General features: G+C 69.3%; 16 protein-coding genes. All 16 read right to left on the bottom strand.

What is annotated here, in order from left to right:
• Window positions 1–16 precede the first annotated feature (16 nt).
• Entirely contained in the window at window positions 17–3,496 is a 3,480-nt protein-coding gene (locus JK361_RS33245; protein WP_201825468.1) for a LysM peptidoglycan-binding domain-containing protein, read from the bottom strand.
• A complete protein-coding gene (locus JK361_RS33250; RefSeq protein ID WP_201825470.1) occupies window positions 3,496–3,933 on the bottom strand; it encodes a pilus assembly protein TadG-related protein in 438 nt (145 codons plus the stop codon). The genes JK361_RS33245 and JK361_RS33250 overlap by 1 nt, the downstream gene beginning before the upstream one ends.
• A 14-nt stretch (window positions 3,934–3,947) precedes the next feature.
• Window positions 3,948–4,394 carry a TadE family protein gene (locus JK361_RS33255; protein WP_201825472.1) on the bottom strand — a complete coding sequence of 149 codons (447 nt, stop codon included), beginning with the start codon at window positions 4,392–4,394 and terminating at the stop codon, window positions 3,948–3,950.
• A gap of 14 nt (window positions 4,395–4,408) precedes the next feature.
• The gene (locus tag JK361_RS33260) at window positions 4,409–4,834 is read right to left on the bottom strand and encodes a TadE/TadG family type IV pilus assembly protein (RefSeq protein WP_201825473.1); all 426 of its coding nucleotides are present in this window, start codon (window positions 4,832–4,834) and stop codon (window positions 4,409–4,411) included.
• Entirely contained in the window at window positions 4,834–5,154 is a 321-nt protein-coding gene (locus JK361_RS42460) for a hypothetical protein (RefSeq protein ID WP_307787376.1), read from the bottom strand. Before JK361_RS42460 ends, JK361_RS33260 begins: the two co-directional genes overlap by 1 nt.
• A 44-nt stretch (window positions 5,155–5,198) precedes the next feature.
• Window positions 5,199–6,083 (bottom strand): type II secretion system F family protein, encoded by an 885-nt coding sequence (locus tag JK361_RS33270; protein ID WP_201825475.1) that lies wholly within the window; start codon window positions 6,081–6,083, stop codon window positions 5,199–5,201.
• Entirely contained in the window at window positions 6,080–7,033 is a 954-nt protein-coding gene (locus JK361_RS33275; protein ID WP_201825477.1) for a type II secretion system F family protein, read from the bottom strand. Before JK361_RS33275 ends, JK361_RS33270 begins: the two co-directional genes overlap by 4 nt.
• Window positions 7,030–8,517, bottom strand: a complete 1,488-nt coding sequence (locus tag JK361_RS33280; RefSeq protein WP_201825479.1) for a TadA family conjugal transfer-associated ATPase — start codon at window positions 8,515–8,517, stop codon at window positions 7,030–7,032. The genes JK361_RS33275 and JK361_RS33280 overlap by 4 nt, the downstream gene beginning before the upstream one ends.
• The gene (locus JK361_RS33285) at window positions 8,507–9,334 is read right to left on the bottom strand and encodes a CpaE/TadZ family protein (RefSeq protein WP_201825482.1); all 828 of its coding nucleotides are present in this window, start codon (window positions 9,332–9,334) and stop codon (window positions 8,507–8,509) included. The genes JK361_RS33280 and JK361_RS33285 overlap by 11 nt, the downstream gene beginning before the upstream one ends.
• Window positions 9,334–9,978: an SAF domain-containing protein gene (locus JK361_RS33290; RefSeq protein ID WP_201825484.1), complete on the bottom strand. Its 645-nt coding sequence runs from the start codon at window positions 9,976–9,978 to the stop codon at window positions 9,334–9,336. The genes JK361_RS33285 and JK361_RS33290 overlap by 1 nt, the downstream gene beginning before the upstream one ends.
• Window positions 9,979–10,059: 81 nt before the next feature.
• On the bottom strand, window positions 10,060–10,986 hold the full coding sequence (locus tag JK361_RS41640) for an ATP/GTP-binding protein (protein ID WP_307787377.1): 927 nt from the start codon (window positions 10,984–10,986) through the stop codon (window positions 10,060–10,062).
• Window positions 10,980–11,564, bottom strand: a complete 585-nt coding sequence (locus JK361_RS33300) for a hypothetical protein (protein WP_201825486.1) — start codon at window positions 11,562–11,564, stop codon at window positions 10,980–10,982. Before JK361_RS33300 ends, JK361_RS41640 begins: the two co-directional genes overlap by 7 nt.
• 409 nt (window positions 11,565–11,973) lie before the next feature.
• Window positions 11,974–12,888, bottom strand: coding sequence for a replication-relaxation family protein (locus tag JK361_RS33305; protein ID WP_307787378.1), 915 nt, complete (start codon window positions 12,886–12,888; stop codon window positions 11,974–11,976).
• Window positions 12,885–15,500 (bottom strand): ATP/GTP-binding protein, encoded by a 2,616-nt coding sequence (locus tag JK361_RS33310; RefSeq protein WP_201825487.1) that lies wholly within the window; start codon window positions 15,498–15,500, stop codon window positions 12,885–12,887. The genes JK361_RS33305 and JK361_RS33310 overlap by 4 nt, the downstream gene beginning before the upstream one ends.
• The gene (locus JK361_RS33315; protein WP_201825489.1) at window positions 15,476–16,120 is read right to left on the bottom strand and encodes a hypothetical protein; all 645 of its coding nucleotides are present in this window, start codon (window positions 16,118–16,120) and stop codon (window positions 15,476–15,478) included. Before JK361_RS33315 ends, JK361_RS33310 begins: the two co-directional genes overlap by 25 nt.
• Window positions 16,117–17,229 (bottom strand): C40 family peptidase, encoded by a 1,113-nt coding sequence (locus tag JK361_RS33320; protein WP_201825491.1) that lies wholly within the window; start codon window positions 17,227–17,229, stop codon window positions 16,117–16,119. The genes JK361_RS33315 and JK361_RS33320 overlap by 4 nt, the downstream gene beginning before the upstream one ends.
• Window positions 17,230–17,240: the final 11 nt, after the last annotated feature.

The following is a 17,240-nucleotide window of genomic DNA, read 5'->3' on the forward strand; positions in this document are numbered from 1 at the left end:
TTCGGCTGAAGACCGGCTAGAAGGCCTTGCCCGCTGCCGTGCCCAAGCCGTTCAGTAGCTCGTTGATGAGCTGCGTGGTCTCCGTCTCCAGGGAGCAGTCGAGTGCCCGATTGACCTGCTGGACGCGGGAGATGGCGATGAGTAGCCCCTGCCGGTTCCCGGCTGCATACTCGATCCTGAACCAGTCCCGATACAGCAGCTCCGCCGTGTCGTCGACCTCGAGACCGGTCGCGACGGCATGGCGGGCCGCGCTGAGGTCGTGGTGCGGGCCCGCGGGCGTGCGGTAAGTGGCGACCGTGTGCGCTACGTCGATGATGCGCGTGACCATTTCCTGCTGGTAGGGCTCAGCCCAGGGCTGGGCCTTGCCTCCGAACGGCCGGCCGCGCACCAAAGTGAGCGCCTTCTCCAGATCGGCCAGACCGGAGGGGCCTAAGGGGAGAGCTCGCTCGACGAGCTGCAGGAAGCGGGTCCAGTCACAGCGCACCTCGGGCGCGAGCAGGTACGGGTCCTCACCGGACCTGCGGCGGGGCACGTAGGGGTTGCCGGCGGGGTCGTTCCCCAGAGAGCGACGCAGGCCTTGCAAGCGGGCGTTGAGGGTGCTCGCCGACCAGGGGTTGATGGGATCCATGTCGGCGCACAGCATGTCCGCACTCCGGCCGGGCCGGAAGAACATCAGCGCGGCGAGTTGTGCCATCCGCGGGCCGTGGCCGGTGCTGTCCACGCCGGTCACCTCGACCGGGCCCAGCACCCTGATCTCCGGCGCGTGGAGGTCGTGCGCGTCGTCTTCCTTCGCCCCGGGCAGCTGGCGTTTCTCGGGCGAGGCCTCGTGGTTGTGGGCCTCCGTGTCTTGTTCACCGGTGGTGGGCGCTGCGGCGGTGGGAAGCGCTGGAGCTGGGGGTGGGGGGACTGCTTCAGCGTGGGGGCTGGGGCCGTCGCCGGCCGGAGTTGTGGTCGTGGCGGTGGGCAGAGGGCGAAGTCCGGACGGGCTGGTGCTAGCGGCCAGCAGGGCGGGGAACACGCCGTTGCCGGCGTCCGGTGGTGTCGCCGGTGAGACGTTCGGGGCAGTGGTGGTTGCGGGCGCGATGGGTTCCTGCGGCGCCGGTTGCCCGGGCTGCTGCAGGTGGCTGGGTTCGTCCGGTACGTCCTGCCAGGGTCCCTCGGCCGGATGGGAGGGCTGCCCGGACACCTTCAGGGCGGTTGTGATCTGCTGGTAGGCGGCGTGCTCCAGGCGCTGCACTGTGATATCGGTGCTGGCGTAGTCGAGGGTCTGCGGATCGCTGAGGGAGGCGTTGAGGGTCTCCGCTTCGGGGAAGTGCGCGGCCGCCGTACTCGCGGGGGCGATCAAAGTGACGGGTATCGTGCCGGCCTTGTCGATGACATCGGCGATCTGCCAGGCGGTGTCCGCGTCCAGAGAGGACGCGCACAGCAGCAGATACGGCTGATGCTCGGTTTCGGGCATCTGGTGCGCTTCCAGTAGCCGTTCGCTCAGATCGCGCAGGGCGTGCGTGGCGTGGCGCATGTGGGCGATCCGCGCGGTGGGCAGCAGCTGCGGCAGGTCCTCGCCGAACCCTACGGTGACGATCTCGACTTCGCTTGCCCATGGGCTCATTGCGAGTTCCAGAGCGAGCGAGGTGCACACCTCGGTGATGTGGACCGGGTTGCCGTCCAGCAGCAGTGCGGGCAGTTGCGCGAGGTTGAGGAGCAGGAGGTCGCCCGCCTCGGTGCTGCCGATCGTGACCAGACCCGGGTATGGTGCCGGCACCTCGCGGGCGTCCTCTTCGTTCAGAAGGACGGCGTCGGAGGGCAGGGCCCACCATCCGCCCTGTCCGGAGACGAAGGGTGCCGCAGGGTCTTGGGCGAGGTCCTCGGGTAACACCTCCACCGCGCGGGCACCGATCCGGGCAGCCCGCAGCGGCGGCAGGGTCGCGTACTTCTCCTGAGCCGCCTGGTGGGCCAACGTCCTCAGTGCCACGTCCAGGCGGGCAGCACCGGCCGGCTCGGCGGCCGCCGCCAGCTGGGCCTCGGCCGTGGACGTCTCGGACGCGATGGCGATCTTCTCGCCGGGCTTGCGGCGGCGGCGCTGCAGCGTCCGGCGCAGGGCAAGAGCGCCGGTGACGGCGGCTGCCAGCAGTGCGCCGGCACCGAGAACGGTGCGCAGGTTCAGCGAGCTGCCGGCCGGAGCGGGCGCCGGGGTCTCGGACGCCGTGGCGGTAGGGGAGGAGTGGGCAGCGGAGCCGGACGGTTCAGCTGACGCTGACGGAGAGGCGGCGGAGGGCGACGCGCTGTGGGGCTCCGGGGCCGCGGAGGCCGGTGCCGACGGAGACTGATCCGGGCTGGGCTGCTCGGCAGGGCGGCCGGCCGGTGCGCTGGGGGCCGACGATGCTGGTGCGGGCGCGGTGGTCTGGCCGGATGCGGGTGCCTGCTCCTCCCCCCTGCCCTTGCCCGGCTTCTGCGCACCGTCGCGCTTCTGTGGGGGTGGGGGAGGGGCCTGGTGACTGCCCGGCTCATTGCCCTGGTCGCGGTCCTGGGGTGGCCGGTCGGGCTGGGTGGCGGGCACGGTGATCTGCTGCCCCGCGTAGATGACGTTCGGATCGGTGATCGCGGGCAGGCCGTGCGGCTGTTCCTTGCCTCGGCTGGCCTGGAACAGGTGCGGCCATTCGTCGCCGTCGCCGAGCTCTTTCTCCGCGATCTTCGACAGGTAGTCGCCGGAGTGGACCGTGACGACGTGCTCGCTCGTCTCGTCGGCAGCCGGGGCGCTGTCACCCAGCTGCGTACGGATGCCTCCCAAGCCCGTTGACGTGTCGGGCATGGCCAGCTGCCAGCCGGGCTGCAGGAAGCTGTTCGCACGGAACACGGTGCCGTCGGCCATGGTGTGGCCCTCGTTCAGTGCAGCGATCTCCCGCCATCGCTCACCGTCCCCCAGCTCCCGTTCAGCGATGCCCCACAGGCTCTCCGCGGGCCGCGTCTCACGCACCGTGTACGACGTGCGCGACGCCGGGGTGCTCGACGAGGTCGTGGAGGCCGGCTCGGTCGTGGCGGCTTGCGGGACGCGCGTCTGGCCGGGGATGTGGGCCGCCGTAGTGGCCGGGGCGGCCTGGGCGTCGGAGGCCAGGGCCGAACTCGTGGGCAGCAGTACCAGGATGCTGCCGATCAGCAGGGCCGCGGCACGCTGGGAGGCGCCCATCCCTCGGGGGGCGCGCCAGCTGCGACCCCTCACCTGCGCGATCAGCTCGCCTGCGGTGCAGAACGTGAACTGCGCCCAGCCGATCCAGCCCACCGCAACGAGGAGCAGCAGGAACGCCCCACCGGTGTCCTGCCGGTCCAGCAGGTGCGTGAGGTCGTCGTGGGTGGCAGCCCAGATGACCGGGGTGACCCAGGCCAGCAGCAGCGGCAGCCCGGCGACCGTGGCGGCGAGGACCAGCAGACTCACGACTGCTTTGAGGAGCCGGCCCATGGTGCGTCCGGCCGCTGCGGCGGGGGAGGGGGTGGTGCTCATCAGATTCCTTCGGGTGCGGTGACGCCATGCAGGAGGGTGGCCTTGCCATGGCCGGTCACCGACAGCGAGCCGATTCCAACCACCGACAGAAACTTTGTGTCGTATGTACTCGTGACGACGACAGTGAGGGTCTTGCCGTCCCCGGACACCGTGACCGTGCCGGTCGCACCGGCGGAGCGCAGGTAGGACTGGGCTGCGGCGGACGCGGCCTGCGGATCCACGACGATCGCCCTCCCACTGATCGCATGGGCGGGGTCGATGGCCTGCCCGCCTGCCCGCGCGGCTTCGCCGGCGATGTAGTCGGCGCGTTCCGTGGCCCGCATCTTGCTGCCGCCGTCGCCGGCGACGCCGATGATCCCGATCAGGGCGATGACGCACACGGCGACGAACACGGTGACGCCTCCCCGGTCGTCCAGCCCTCTGAAGCGCAGGCACATGTGTCGAAAGATCATCAGTCACCCCGTCGCTGCCGGTACTGGTCCACTACCGAGGTGGCGGTCGATGTGAGCGTCTTGGCTCCGGGCACGCCCGGCAGCAGCAGGTCGGAGAGGTTGACCGTGCAGGTCACGGTGGCGGTGACCGTACCGATCTGCCCCACCGGCACGCTGAGACCACCGGTGTTGATGCTGACGTGGGTGGACGCGCACTTGATGCCCTGGTCGTTCAGGGACTGGGCGGCCGCCGCCTGGGCGGCGCTCTGCGCGGCCGCCGCTGTGCGGTGGATGGATGCCTCCCTCGCCGCGTCCTCAGCCGCTGAGTCGATCTTCGCGCCGGAGGTGACGATCCGGCCGCCGGCGATCGCCAGACACAAAAACGTGATCAATGCCGGGAAGATGATGGCCGCCTCGATCGCGGCGCTGCCCTCATCGCTGCCCAGCCTGGGAGCCCAACGGGCCATGGATCGCACGTGAATCACTCCCCGGGGACGGTCCAGCGCTCAACGGGGCCGGACGCCGACTGCGTGACCTGCAGACCCGGCACCCCCGGGATCATCGACAGAGCCGTGCCGGACACCTGGACCCGCACACGCTGCCCGTCGCTGCCGACGGAGACGCTGTAGCCGCTCAGGCTGTCGCCGGCGGTGCGCCCCAGCACGTTCCGTGCCTGGGCCGCACCGTCGGCCGGGCTCGACGGGTAGGCGCGGGCGGCGGTGAGGCCCTCGCGGGCAGCGGTCAGAGCGATCTGCCGGGCGTAGTACCACATGGAGGCCTGGATGACGGCGACCGTGGCGAGCAGCACGAAGGGGAAGATGATCGCCATCTGGATGCTGGTGTCCCCGCGGTCGTCGCTCCATCGTCGCCCCTGCCACCAGTTGGTCAGCCGCGCGGGAGGCTTCATCACAGACCGTTGAGCTGGCCGTTGTACTTGGAAATCACGACGGCGATGGTCCCCGCGATCAGGAGAGCACCGGTGACGGCGGCCACCCAGATGATGACGGTCGTGGTGGAGATGTCGCCACGGTCCGGGCGGCGGACGGCCTCCTGAAGGCCTTCCTGCACGCGGGTGGTCAGCCGCAGGACTGCGCCGTTGGCGCGCGCCCAGGAACGCGCTCCCCGGCGCCCACGCCCCGGTGCGCGGGGTGTGGTGCGCCGGCCGGTGCGCGGGTGCGTGGTCGCGTGGAGCACAGCACGGCGGGTACGGGCTGCGGTGTGCTTCATGTTCCTTTGCCTCTCTGGAGCGTTGAACGAGTCGGAGTGGGTCTTCAGACGGTCAGCATGCGAATCACGGCGGGGAAGGCCATCAGCAGCATCACCAAGACAGCCAAGAGGGCTCCTGGCGCGGTCATCTTTTCGCTGGCCGCGTTCGCCTCGGCGGCCTGGTCGGCCAGCAGTTCGGCATTGAGTGCCGCGGTGCGGGCCCGCAGCGCCTTGTAGACGGCGGCGCCGTCGGTAGCCGAGCCACGCATGATGTCGGCGACGTCGTCCAGGACGGGCAGGTCGTACTCGTGGGAGAGTTCCGTGAGCGCCTGGTACGGCGGGATTTTCTCCAGCCGGGCCCGGCGCAGCGCGCCCTGCAGGTACAGGAAGGGCCAGCCCTCGCCGACCTCGGCGGCCTTCTCCAACGCTTCGGCGGGGCCGGCGTCGGCGGCCCGCTTCAGCGCGACCAGGTCGAGGTAGGCGGACAGAGCGTGCGCGAACTCCTCCCGCGCCCGCTTGGCCTGGTCCCGCACGGCGAGATCCGGGGTGATGAACAGCAGGGCGGCGACGATGAGTCCGACGCCGGCGGGCACATAGAACGGCAGGCCCACGCCCGCGATGATCCACGGAATCGTCGCGATCACCGGGCAGAGCAGTCCCAGCGCGGCGAGCGCGGTCTTCTTGAGCATGAACTGGCCCGGTCCCTGCCCGAGCAGGGCCAGGTTCGTGGTGGGGACCCGCACGCCCGGCAGGAGCTCGAGGCGGGCCAGCAGCCACCGGCCCCAGACCTCCTCGCGGTCCAGTTCCGGTTCGGGCCTGGTCAGCGTGGCCGGGGCGCTGCGTTTGAGAGCCGGCCCCAACGCGGGCTGAGGCGGCAGGAGTTCCCGGATCAGCAGAGCGACGCCGGCGCCGACCGTACCGCCGGTCACAACGACAGGGAGCAGGTTCATGAGGCGGCTCCCTCCGGTTCCCGGGCTGCGATTGGCGGCTCCGGCTTTGGCGCGGGTGCGGGCAGCCGGACCGTGCTGGTCGGGTCGGTGATCAGGAATCGCGGGATGCGGCGGAAGCTTCCCAGCTGCCGCATCAGGGCGAGCACGCCGACGAACCCGGCCGTCAGGAAGGCGAGTACGAGCTGTCCGAGAAGGGTGGAGTACGGCTTCGTGTAGGACGGCACGAAGAACCCGGCCACCACGACGCCCACAGTGATGATGGTCATCCACCGCACGGTCGTGCGCGGCTTGGCCCGGTCCGCCTCGATGGCACGCTTCCTGGCGACCTCCTCGCGTACGGTGCCCGACAGATCCTCCAGCGCCTGAGCCAGGCCGGGCCCGCGGTCGTTGACGGACAAGATGAGCGCGGCGACCACCTTGTCGGCGGTGACGTCGTCGAGTTCCTCGGCGAACGTGCGCAGGGCTCCGTCCGGCCGCCACCCCAGGCGCAGCCGGTCGGACAGGTTGATGATCTGTGGGGCGAGTTCGTCTGGCGCGCCCTGACGGCTGGTGATCATCGCCTGTTCCAGGCCCATGCCCAGCCGCAACAGGCCGGCGAGCCGCTGCGTCCACTCGCTCAGCGCCTCCAGTTGGCCGATGCGGTCCTGCGCCATCTGCGCCGGAGCGATCAGCCAGGGCACGCCGATGACGGCCGCACCCAGGAGCGCCCCGCCGACAAAGTTCCCCGAGACCAGCCACACAGCGACGAAGACCACGACGGCCGCCACGGCGAGGGTCCGTCTCCGCAGCCGGGCGTCCTCGCTCTGGTTCTTCCCACTGCGCAGGGCGGCCTGCCAGCGCTGGCGCAGCGGGGCCCGGCGGGGCGCCGTGGTGCCCACGGCACCGGTCACGACACCGATCAGTCCGCCGGTCACGGCCATGCCGCACAGCAGTGCGAACAGCAGCGTCATCGGCTCACCCCCACCTTCAGCGCCAGCGGCGCCGACCAGGCCCCGTACGACTCCTGCAGCAGAGACGAGTCGAAACCGACACGGCGCAGGTCATCGATGCAGCCCGGGTCCATCCTCGGCACCGCCCGCAGCTCCCCCCACTCACGGCCGGGGGAGAAGACCTCATTGGTGGCAGGCCGGCCGTTCTCTCCGATCCCGGTCAGTTCCAGGACGTGGGAGACGTAGCGGTGGCGGCGGCCGCCGATCTGTGTCTCGTCCGTCATGTCGACGTACACGATGAAGTCCAGGCCGTTGGCGGTCTGCCGGTAGGCAAGCTGCTCGGAGAGGTTCTCCTGGGCGAGCGCGTACAGCTCGGCGATCCGGTCGAAGATGATGTCCGGGCGCCGCGCGTGGATGGTGCACAGGTTGCCGCCGGAGCCGTTCGTCAACGCCTGCATCATGGCGACGACTTCGGGGCCGCGGACCTCGCCCACTACGATCCGCTCCAGCGACATCCGCAGCGCGGGATGCATCAGGTCCAAAAGGGTGACCTCACCGGCGCTGCGGCCGGTGACGTCCTTCTCCCCGTTGGATTCGCGGCCCACCAGCGACACCACCTGCTTGTGGTAGCCGTTGGTGTGGGCGAACAGCTCGTCCTCGGTCTGGATGGTCGCGAACCGGCACTCGGGGTCGAACTCCTTGAGCATCGCCCGCATCAGCGTGGTCTTCCCGGCCTTCTGCTTCCCCGCGATCATGATGTTCTTCTCCGCGCGCACGGCGGCGCCGAGGAACTCGCGCAGGATCGGGTCGATGGTCCCGAGCCGGACCAGGTCGTCGAGATTCGCGTGGGAGACCCGGTGACGGCGGATGACCGCATAGGTCATGGGCCCGAGCCCGGTGATGGCCTGCAGACGGGAGCCGTCCTTCAGGGACAGGGCGAGGGTGGGATTCGCGGTGGAGATGGTGCGCTCGCTGTGCCCGGAGCCTCGGGCCAATTCCCGTAACAGGTCCAGCAGTTCCTCTTCGGAGTCCGCGATCGGTCCCACCCGGCGGCGTTCACCATCGCCATAGTCGAGCCACACCTCCCGAGGCCCCTGGATGATGATGTCCTCGACCCGGTCATCATCCAGGTACGGCTGCAACCTGCCGGCCCTGAACAGCAGGTCGTACACAGCGCGCCGCAGCGCCTCATCTTCCTGCGGCGTCATCGCCTGGGCGTCCGACCACAGCGCAACCGCCTCGGCGATCCAGTTCAGACAGCGCTGCTCCTCACTGGCCCGGTCCATATCCGGCTTGGTCTTCAGCAGCTCCTCGCGCTGCTTTGCGACCTGGGACGCAATCTCCCGGGCCACCCGGTAGTCGATAGTGATCTGAGGAGCCTCCGTGCCAAGCACCCCGGTACTCGAGGCAGCACCAGTTGGTACTGGGGTGCCGTGGATCTGGCGTACTCGCTCCTGGGGCAGGGGTGCCACCGTGGGGTCGGGGTGCAGGGGCCTAGCCTGCATGGGTTACTTCCCCGCCTGCAGCGCGCTGGCCGCGTGGTGCGAGGCGGGCCCGGCGCACGGCGGCCCGCTGTACAAGCAGCGTGCTGCTCGTGCGAGCGGCCTTCATCAGCGGCGACCGGGTGAAGTGGCGGGGCTGTTCGGCGCCGTCAGACAGCACGCGAGCATCCTTCGGCGCGTACGGCAGCGTGGCAATCACCGGTACCTGCAAAACGCGCTGCACCTCGCCTGCCGGGTACGGGCCCTCGTTCACCATCAATACGCTGACGTCACCCACGCGCTCTTCCAGAGCGCGCACCCGGCCCTCAGCTGCTTGCAGACAACGCAGGGTGTTGCGCACGACCACGAAGGTGGCGTCAGCCTGCTCGGCCAGGATCCCGGAAGGCCCGTATGCCCCTCGCCGACCGAGGTCGATGAGGACATCGTGGCCGCTCTCGGCCTCGATCCCGCGGAACATCTGCGCGAGGATCTTCCAGACCTGGCCGAGGCTTGCCGACTGCGCGGGGTCGGTGAGGCCGGGCAGCAGCAGCCGGTCACGCGGAGAGTCCTGTTTGCCGCCCTCGCCGCTCAGATCAATCAGCTGCCGCCAGAAAGCCTCGCTGAACTCGCCTTTGCGGGCGGCAACCGAGAGGTTGCGCAGCCCATACCGGTCGCCGAGCGTTCCCTGCAGCAGACCGTGCAGCGCGGCACCGCCGTCCGGGTCGCACTCGGCCAGAATCATGCGCCGACTCTCCTCCAGCGGCCATGACAGGAGCAGGGCCAGCGCGCTCGTGGTCACTCCGGGCGCGCCGCTGCAGCCGGCGAGCGCGATGACAGCCATCAGTTACCGCCCGGAGCCGCGAGGACCAGACGCAGGGTGCCGGCCGCCTCCCACGCGGCGGCGGTGGGACCGTCGGTGGCGGACGTCGCGACGTCGACGACCACGATGCCCGTACCGGGCGCGGCGCCGGAAGCCTTCACGACCCGGCCAGCGATGGTCTGCGGCGCAGCGTCGGACGTCTTGCCGCTGTCAGTCGTTCCCTGAGCCGGGACGTGCACCAGCTCTACCTTCTGGCCCGGTACCAGAGCGGTGGCCGGGATCTGCTTAGGCTCCAGGCCGATCGGCACCAACTGCTCGCCGCTCTTCACCACGTTGTCCTTCGTCACCTGCGAGGGAGCGAGCAGAGAGCCGGGCTTGAGTTCCACGGCGGCCCGCTTGCCCACCACCGACGTGAGGTCGTCGGCGAGAACTGCCTTGACGGTCGGGTCCAGGGCCACGGACGCCTTGCCCAGGTCGTCCTCGGTGAGGACCTGACCGACCTGGACGTCGCGGAGCACGGTCACCACGTCCGTGCGGTTGCCGACCTGGAGCAGCAGGACGGCCACTCCTGCGCCACCGGCGGCGATCAGCGCCAACGACAAGGCGATGACGCCCGGCCGTCGCCTGCGCGCCGACACCCGGGGTGGCGTCACAGGCCCGGCCACGCTCTCCCGTTGGCGGCCTCCGTTCGGGGATGCATCTAAGCGTTCTTGGGTCTTGCTCAACTTTCTGTCCTTCCGGCGGCGTTACCTGACGACCTGGACTTCGCCGATCGCCACCTGCATCTGGGACTGCTGCGTCTGGGTGAGCTGGCCGCTTTGCCCGCCTCCGCCGGCGGTGACCTCCCAGTTGATCGCCCACGTCGACGTCGCAGTCAGCCGGTATGTGCCTCCCGAGGCGACAGCTGACGTCTTGGCGTACACGTGGCCGCAGGTCGGGGACTCCGTCATGCCAGCAGAGGCTTGGTAGACCGTGCCCGGGCCCTGGCAGGTGACCGTGGCGCCGTCGCCCATCTGCCAGACGATCTGGGAGACCTTGGCCGTGGCCGTCACGGTGACCCCGCCGGCGGAGGCCGACGCGGACTGTGGTCCGTACGTTGTCGGGCTCTGGTTAACCCACATCCACATCGGCACGCCCACCGTGTACTTGCCAGCGAGCCGGGGACTGGCGATGTCCGGACCCAGCAGCCTCATCTTCTTGACGGCCTCTCGAGCCAGAACCTCCGGATCAACGGCCGGACCACCGTTGGGCGGTTGCGCGAACCACTGGCTGGTCTGGGCGGGGTTGTCGGGGCAGTACGCGTCGTACACGGCGCCGTCCGCTGGATCGTGCCCCTCCCACCGAGGATCGCCCGGCGGTGGTTGCGGATCGGCTTTCTGGAAATAGCAGTTGCGGCCGTTGACCCAGTCGCCGTAGCTGTCCAGGTGACAGGGCACCGAATTGTGGCCCACCCGGTCGTCGTAGCACTCGGGTTTGGTACCGCCTCCGCGTGAATCAGAGTCGCCGCTGCCACTGTGACCGGGGTTGGTTTCGGTGTCGTCAGCCACGACTCGGCATACGCCCCGTGTATCGCACACCACCTTGCCGTCACCGGCAAAAGCCGCGCCTTGCCCTAACGCGAGAGCGATGAGCGTCGCTACCGCGGCAGTCAGCCCGCTGCGCCGTGTCAGCACTTGCTCTCCTTGTCCGCTCTCTCGTCGGTCACCTGCCACTGCTCTGTCTGCTGTTGCAAGTTGGCAGTGATGGGGTAGCGCTTGACCTGGTTCGGCGCTGCGGCGCTCTTGCCGGTTTTTTTGTAGAAGGGCTCCCACGTGTTCAGGTCGAAGCACAGGCGCAGCGTTGCCTGTTTGGGGGACTTGTCGAGGTGCAGTACAACGTCGATCCCACGTGCCGTGATCTTCGGTTCGCCTCTGAAGACGATGCCGTTCTGCATGTTCACGAAGACCGCGTCCTTCACGTCCCGCAGCTCCTTGCCGGTGGCGTACTTCGCAACCTGTGTTCCTGCGAGAGAGGCTTTGGCATACGCCTTGATCTGCTCGGAATTCAGGTTCTGGTAGGCGGCGACGACAGCCATGCGGGCCTGTGCCTCGTCACTTGACTCCGTCGTGGTGGGTTTGGCGCTGCTGCGGGTAGGCGACGGGGCGGCTTTGAGTCCATCGTCTGACGAACAGCCGCCCGCCATAGTGATCGCAGCAAGAGCAACCAGAGCCGATGCTGTGCGCCGATTCCGGCTGCGAAGAGTGGTGAGCATGGGCCAGTGGTGTTCTTGTGTCACTTTGACTCCCCGTACGAAGTCGCTGCTGATGACCGCAGTCCTGGTCTAGGGCGCTGTGGTCTGTGCGCAGCATGGCCGAGCTGCGGTGATGCGTTTCCGTAGCCGCAAGGTTACGCATACGGCGATCAACTTCCCAGTTCTATATGTGAGTTCACTCGAACAACTCAGTGTGTATCCGGTCACTTTCGGAACCAGATGTCGATTTGTAGTTCTGTGTCTTCGCTCGTCGCGTCCGCACACCCGGCCTCCGTTCCTGGCTGTGGCTCGATCTTCCGGGCGGCGCCGATACCGGTCCTAGCCGAACTACTCAGCGCGTCCTGTCCTTGGTGAAGAGCACTTCTGCCTGCAGACCGAAGGCCACCTCAGCTCCCATGTCCTCGCGCCGCTACAGCTCGGTCCAAGGCCTCGAATCGCCGCCGGTCAGAGGCACCCAGACATCACTGGCGGGCCCCCGGTCTTCGAGATCGTCCAGGACTGCCGCGCCCATCGGCACCTGCCGGGCCAGCGTGCCCACGAGCGGGTGCTCCGCCACCATGGCCTGCAGGTCACTGATTCGGTTGCCCAGGACGTATCGGGAGCCCCCGGTCAACACGAACAACACCCGGGGAAACACGGGATACCAGCGCAGCCACACCGCCCCGCCAGTGGCGGGCTGCCGCGAGCGTGGCCGGCCGACGAGCTGAGGCTCGTACAACCACAGCCGTGCGTACTCGATCAGCTTGGAGGCAAGCCGCTCGCCGCCCATGGTCGCCCGGTCGACCTCGACGAACGCCCGCAGCTTGGTGCGCTCCTCGTCACCGATGAGGGTGTAGTGCATCACCGCGTCCGTAATGATCCGCTCGCCGTCACTGAGCGGGTGGGAGACCTCCGGTGTCCAGTCCAGGTGACCGTGCTCGTCGCCGCGCCGCCGGGCGTCGGTGACGAACGCGAGATGGGTGCGGACCACGGTCAGGGTGTGCGGCGTCTTCAGCGAGGCGGCCGTGGCCGAGCTGATCGGGTACGCGGGACGTCCGCGCATGGTGGGGAAGTCCCGGATCAGCCGGGCGCCATCGCTCGTCAGGTACCAGGCGCGGGACCGGTTGGACTGCGGCAGCACGGTGTAGTCCACCAGGCCGTCGCGGCGCAGCTTGTTGAGTGGCGCGGAGACGGTCTGCCGCGCTGCGCCGGGTCGCAGCAGTTCCTGGAGCTGATGCGTGGTCGCCATCCGGTGCTGCCCGAGCACGGCCAGGAGCTGATGCGGCAGCGGCTCGACCGGGCTGGGAGTACGGCCGGACGGCATGGTCTCGAAGGAGGTGGTCACTTGTATCCCTTCTTCTGCAGATGGCCGGCGGAGGAGGAGTGGTGGGCGAGGAAGTCACTGACGCGGATGATCTGGCTTTCGGCCTGGTCGGTGAGCTGGCCCAGCGGGGCGGCGCCTGCCGTGGCCCGAGCGACACGCTCCAGTGCCCCGGCCTGGCCCGGGCGGGCGTAGTCCGCGAACACTTCATCCAGGTGAGGGCCGGTGATCCGGACAGGACCGACACGGCGGCCCTTGACGGTCAGCGACATGTAGTGATCGAACCGGTCCAGCGAGGCCACGACGTCCGGGCCAGGACGATCACCCCACTCCGCTGTGATCGGGGCGATGGCGGACTGCGACCCCGTGGTCGACGCCAGGGTGGATGCGTTCTGCACCAGCGACAGCCGCACCGGGGTGGGAAGGCGAGCCAGTAGCTGGGTCATGCCGTGGACGTGGACCTTGTACTTACGGAAGTCCTCGAACATCGCGGCGATGGTCTCCGGTGCCGCGCCCGTGAGGGTGATCAGCTCGTCGAAGTACGGGCGGAACGGAACCCGCCGCTCTTCCGCGGTGTCCCTCCTCGAGCGCACGGCCCGCAGCAGGTCCCGGGCCAGCAGCGCGGTGATCAGCCGGTCGGTGGGTCCGTTCCCGCCCGGGCACACCCACACGATCATCCGCGAGTCCATCGCGGCCCGGATGTTGTAGACACCGGCTGGCTGCCCGAGGAACGCCCGGGTGACTGGGTTGGCAGCGAGGCGGGCGATCGGGTTGAGGACGACGGCGAACGCGTCGGTGGGCAGCGTCGGGAACACCGTTTGCCACCACGATCGTGTCTCCTCGTCCAGGCGTGTCTCGACCGCGGTGAGCGCCGTCATACGGAAGACCGGGTTGGTCAGCAGAGACCGCACATGAAAGACCGTGGCCTGGTCTTCTGGCCGGCCGGCCTGGCAGGCAGCCTCGTTGACGGCCACCAGCACCGCCAGGGCGGCGGTGAAGATGGTCAGCGCGCGGGGAGCGGTGGCGTCGTCCCAGCCGAGCACGGACGCGTAGGCGTCGGCAGTCGCCTCGACGACCTCGTGCGCGACCTGGCCCTGGTGCATGCCGATCGGGTTCCAGCAACTAAGCTGCGGCGCAGGCCCACTGGCGTTGAGGTCAATCAGCGCGATCCGCGTCATCAGGTGGTCGTGGGCGAGGAACGGCAGGGCGCGCGGCCACGAGTCGCGGTGCGGGTCGACGAACATCAGCCCGCCGCCGGCGTGGGCCCAGCCGATCGCCTGGGCGAGGGCGCGTTCCGTCTTGCCGCCGCCCGCCTTGCCCACCCCGACCTCGAACAGCGTTTCCTTGGCGTAGGTGGCGACCAGGCGCCGGCGGCCGTCCGGGCTGCGGTAGATCCCCTGCAGCAGCAGCTCGGGATCCCCAGACTTGAACGTCGGGAGGTCTCCAGCGAGCAGAGGCAGGAGGCAGTGCGCCGTGGGCGGCTTCAGCAGGCCGGCCAGCTCTTCCAGCCGGACCCAGTTCGGTCGGGGTGGCTGGCAGTGTCCAAGTGTCCAACGGCGCTCGAAGCCGCGTCGGCTGGGCCACCGGTCCGCGCCGAACCGCCAGGGGCCCACCTTCCAGCCCCGCATCGCCCAGCGCGATCCGCCACCGAAGACATCCAGCGCGGCCTGGAGCTGAGCGAGCCGGGCCTGGGCGCGGCCCTCGGTGTTTGACGCGCACATCACCAGCAACTGCACCCGCACCAGGTGATCGTCCTCAGCGAGCTTGCCCAACGCCTCCTGCGGGTCCACCCGGCGCGGCACGGGCGGCATGACCAGCCGGCGCCCACCTCCGCCCTGCTTGCCGGCTACCAGTTGCTGCAGCTGCCCGATCAGCGAGTCCTCGATGCCAGTGGCGTCCTGCCGCACCCACCGGGCGGACCGCTGGGCCTCCCGCCGCTCCGCGCGACGCGCGTTGCCCATCAGCTGCAGACGGCGCGCCCGCAGTGTCCACTTGGGGGCACGCTGGATGTCGAGCCGCATCTCGGCGAGGTCCCCCAGCTCGGCACGGAGGTCCGAGACGGCGTCGATCAGCGGCTGCAACGGGTCCGGGCTCAGCGGGACCTCACGCAGAGGCGCGGTCGGCTTGCCGCGCAGGATGAACTCCGCCCGCACTACATGGTCACGGGGCTTGTCGACGAGGGGACGGGCCCGGTTCACAGTGACAGCCGGACCGAATGGCGTGATCGACAGCAGGCGTTCGCCGCCGGCCGGGCCTTCGACGCGATAGCGCAGCGGGCTGGAGCCGTCGGCACGCAGCCTGATCTGCACCGCCTTCGACCGACGCGGCGCCCACCACGGCATGCTCGTCGACGCCCGGGCGAGCTGCACACCCCGGCGGAAAATCTCCTCCAGACCAGGGTCGAAGTGCCGCGACGGTACGAGCTCCAACGCCATCCGCTCGGCCGAGGCTTTTCGCGCCAGATGGCGCACCACAGCCTCGCCCATGGCCCAGACCGAGATGGCGGCCAAGGCCACCACCCACCAGTAAGCGATCACCCAGCCGACGGTGTGAACGATGCCCAAGACGAGGCCGAGCACCTGGCCGGAAGCCGATACGGAAGCCTGGCCCGTCAGGTACGAGCCTGCGGAGTCCATGTGGACGTCCCCTTCTGTGTGGTAGCGCGGGTGAAGTGCCAGTCGGTGATGCGGCCGTCGGTGAAGGTGCCGCCGCGGTCGGTGCCGACCCACACCAGGTGCACAACTGCCTTGTCCGGGCTGCCGTCGCGGCGGGCGATCGCGGCCTGGATCCGGAAACGGGTGGTGGCGAACGCTGGCGCGAGGCCATGCCGGGAAGCAGGGAAGACGACGGGCCACCTCGCGCGGGCTATTCCGGTAGCGTCGGCGCGCAGGAGTCCGCGTCCCGCTGCCAGCAATGCGCGTGCGTCGCGGGAGGGAAGGTCTGGGGGCCAGGCGGCCTCCAACGCTTTTTGGATGGCCGCATCGCCGGCCGTGCCTTCGCCGTGCGGCGGCAGTGCTGACTGACTGGCCGCCGGTGTCGACGCAGCGGACCTCGAGGCAGGCGTGCTGGCGGTCGGCTCGTCAGTGGTAGGCGTAGAGGCCTGAGGCGACGGATCCGTGGTTGCGTGAGCAGCCGAGGACTCCGTCGGGACCGGCGGCTCCTGAGCGTGCGGCATGCCGAGGAGGGCGACGCCGGCTAGAGCGAACGCGACGGTGCTCATCACCAGCAGACGCGGTGAGCGCGGGAGAGTGGTCACAGCAGCCGCGCTCCCCCCGCATAGCCCGACATGGCGTTGACCGGATCCAGCCGGACGGCCGTGCCTGGGCGGGCGGCGTCGATCATCTGACCGCTGCCCGCATAGACACCTACGTGATAGATCGTGGAATCACGTCCGGGAGCGTAGGCGTAGAAGACGAGGTCGCCGGGTTTGAGGGCGCCGGTGCCGAGGCTGAAGGGGATGCGCTGGCCGACGCCGGCTTGCGCGGCCGCCGTGCGCGGCAGGCTGACGCCTGCCTTTGCGTACACGTAGGTGGTCAGCCCCGAGCAGTCGTATCCCTTGATCGTCGCGCCGCTTTTGCCGCTGGGGGAGCAGCAGATGCCGTACGACGGGCCCTGGGCGTTGCCACCGCCCCACGAGTAGGGCACGCCACGCTGGGAGAGCGCCGCCGCGATGACGGTACGAACCTTGCCCGAGACCTTCTTCAGGTCCGGGTCCTTGGCGGCCGCCGTGTACTGGTCTATCCAGCCCAACACGTTGGCGACGTACTCGTTCGAGTGGTTGTACTGCAGGATCGCGGCCTTGAGCTGGGCGCGCTTGGTCAGATCGCGTCCGTTGCCGCATAGGTAGATCGCGGCGCCGAGCGCGGCGTCGTCGGCGTTGTGTGGGTCGGCGACCTTGTCGCCGTTGCCGTCCTCGCCGATCGATTCCCACGTGGAGGGCAGGAACTGAAAGGGGCCGACCGCACGCTCACCACGAGAGGTGCCGTCCCACTTGCCGCCGTCGGTGTCGGGGACGACGGTGGTATTACCACCCTGACCGGAGCCGTTGAGGAGCACCCCGTAGATCTTCGGGCGGATGTCGCCGTTGACGGTGATGTTCCGGCCGATCGCGTGGTTGGACTCGACCTTCGCGATTCCGGCGAGGATCGGCCAGCGCATTCCCTCGCACTTCGGCACATACTTCCCGACCTGCTGCACGGCCTTCTTGTAGGCGGCCAGCATGCGCGGCGGGATGTCTGCAGCACTGCTGCCCTCGGCGATCCCGCCGTCGTCCAGGACACCCGTCTTCAGCGCGACGTACGCGCTGATCGCGTTCCCAACCGGCGCGGCACAGCACACGGCGGCGAACATCAGCAGCGCCACCATGCATCCCCACC

This window comes from Streptomyces musisoli (genome assembly GCF_016741855.1).
In the GTDB taxonomy this organism is placed as follows: domain Bacteria; phylum Actinomycetota; class Actinomycetes; order Streptomycetales; family Streptomycetaceae; genus Streptomyces; species Streptomyces musisoli.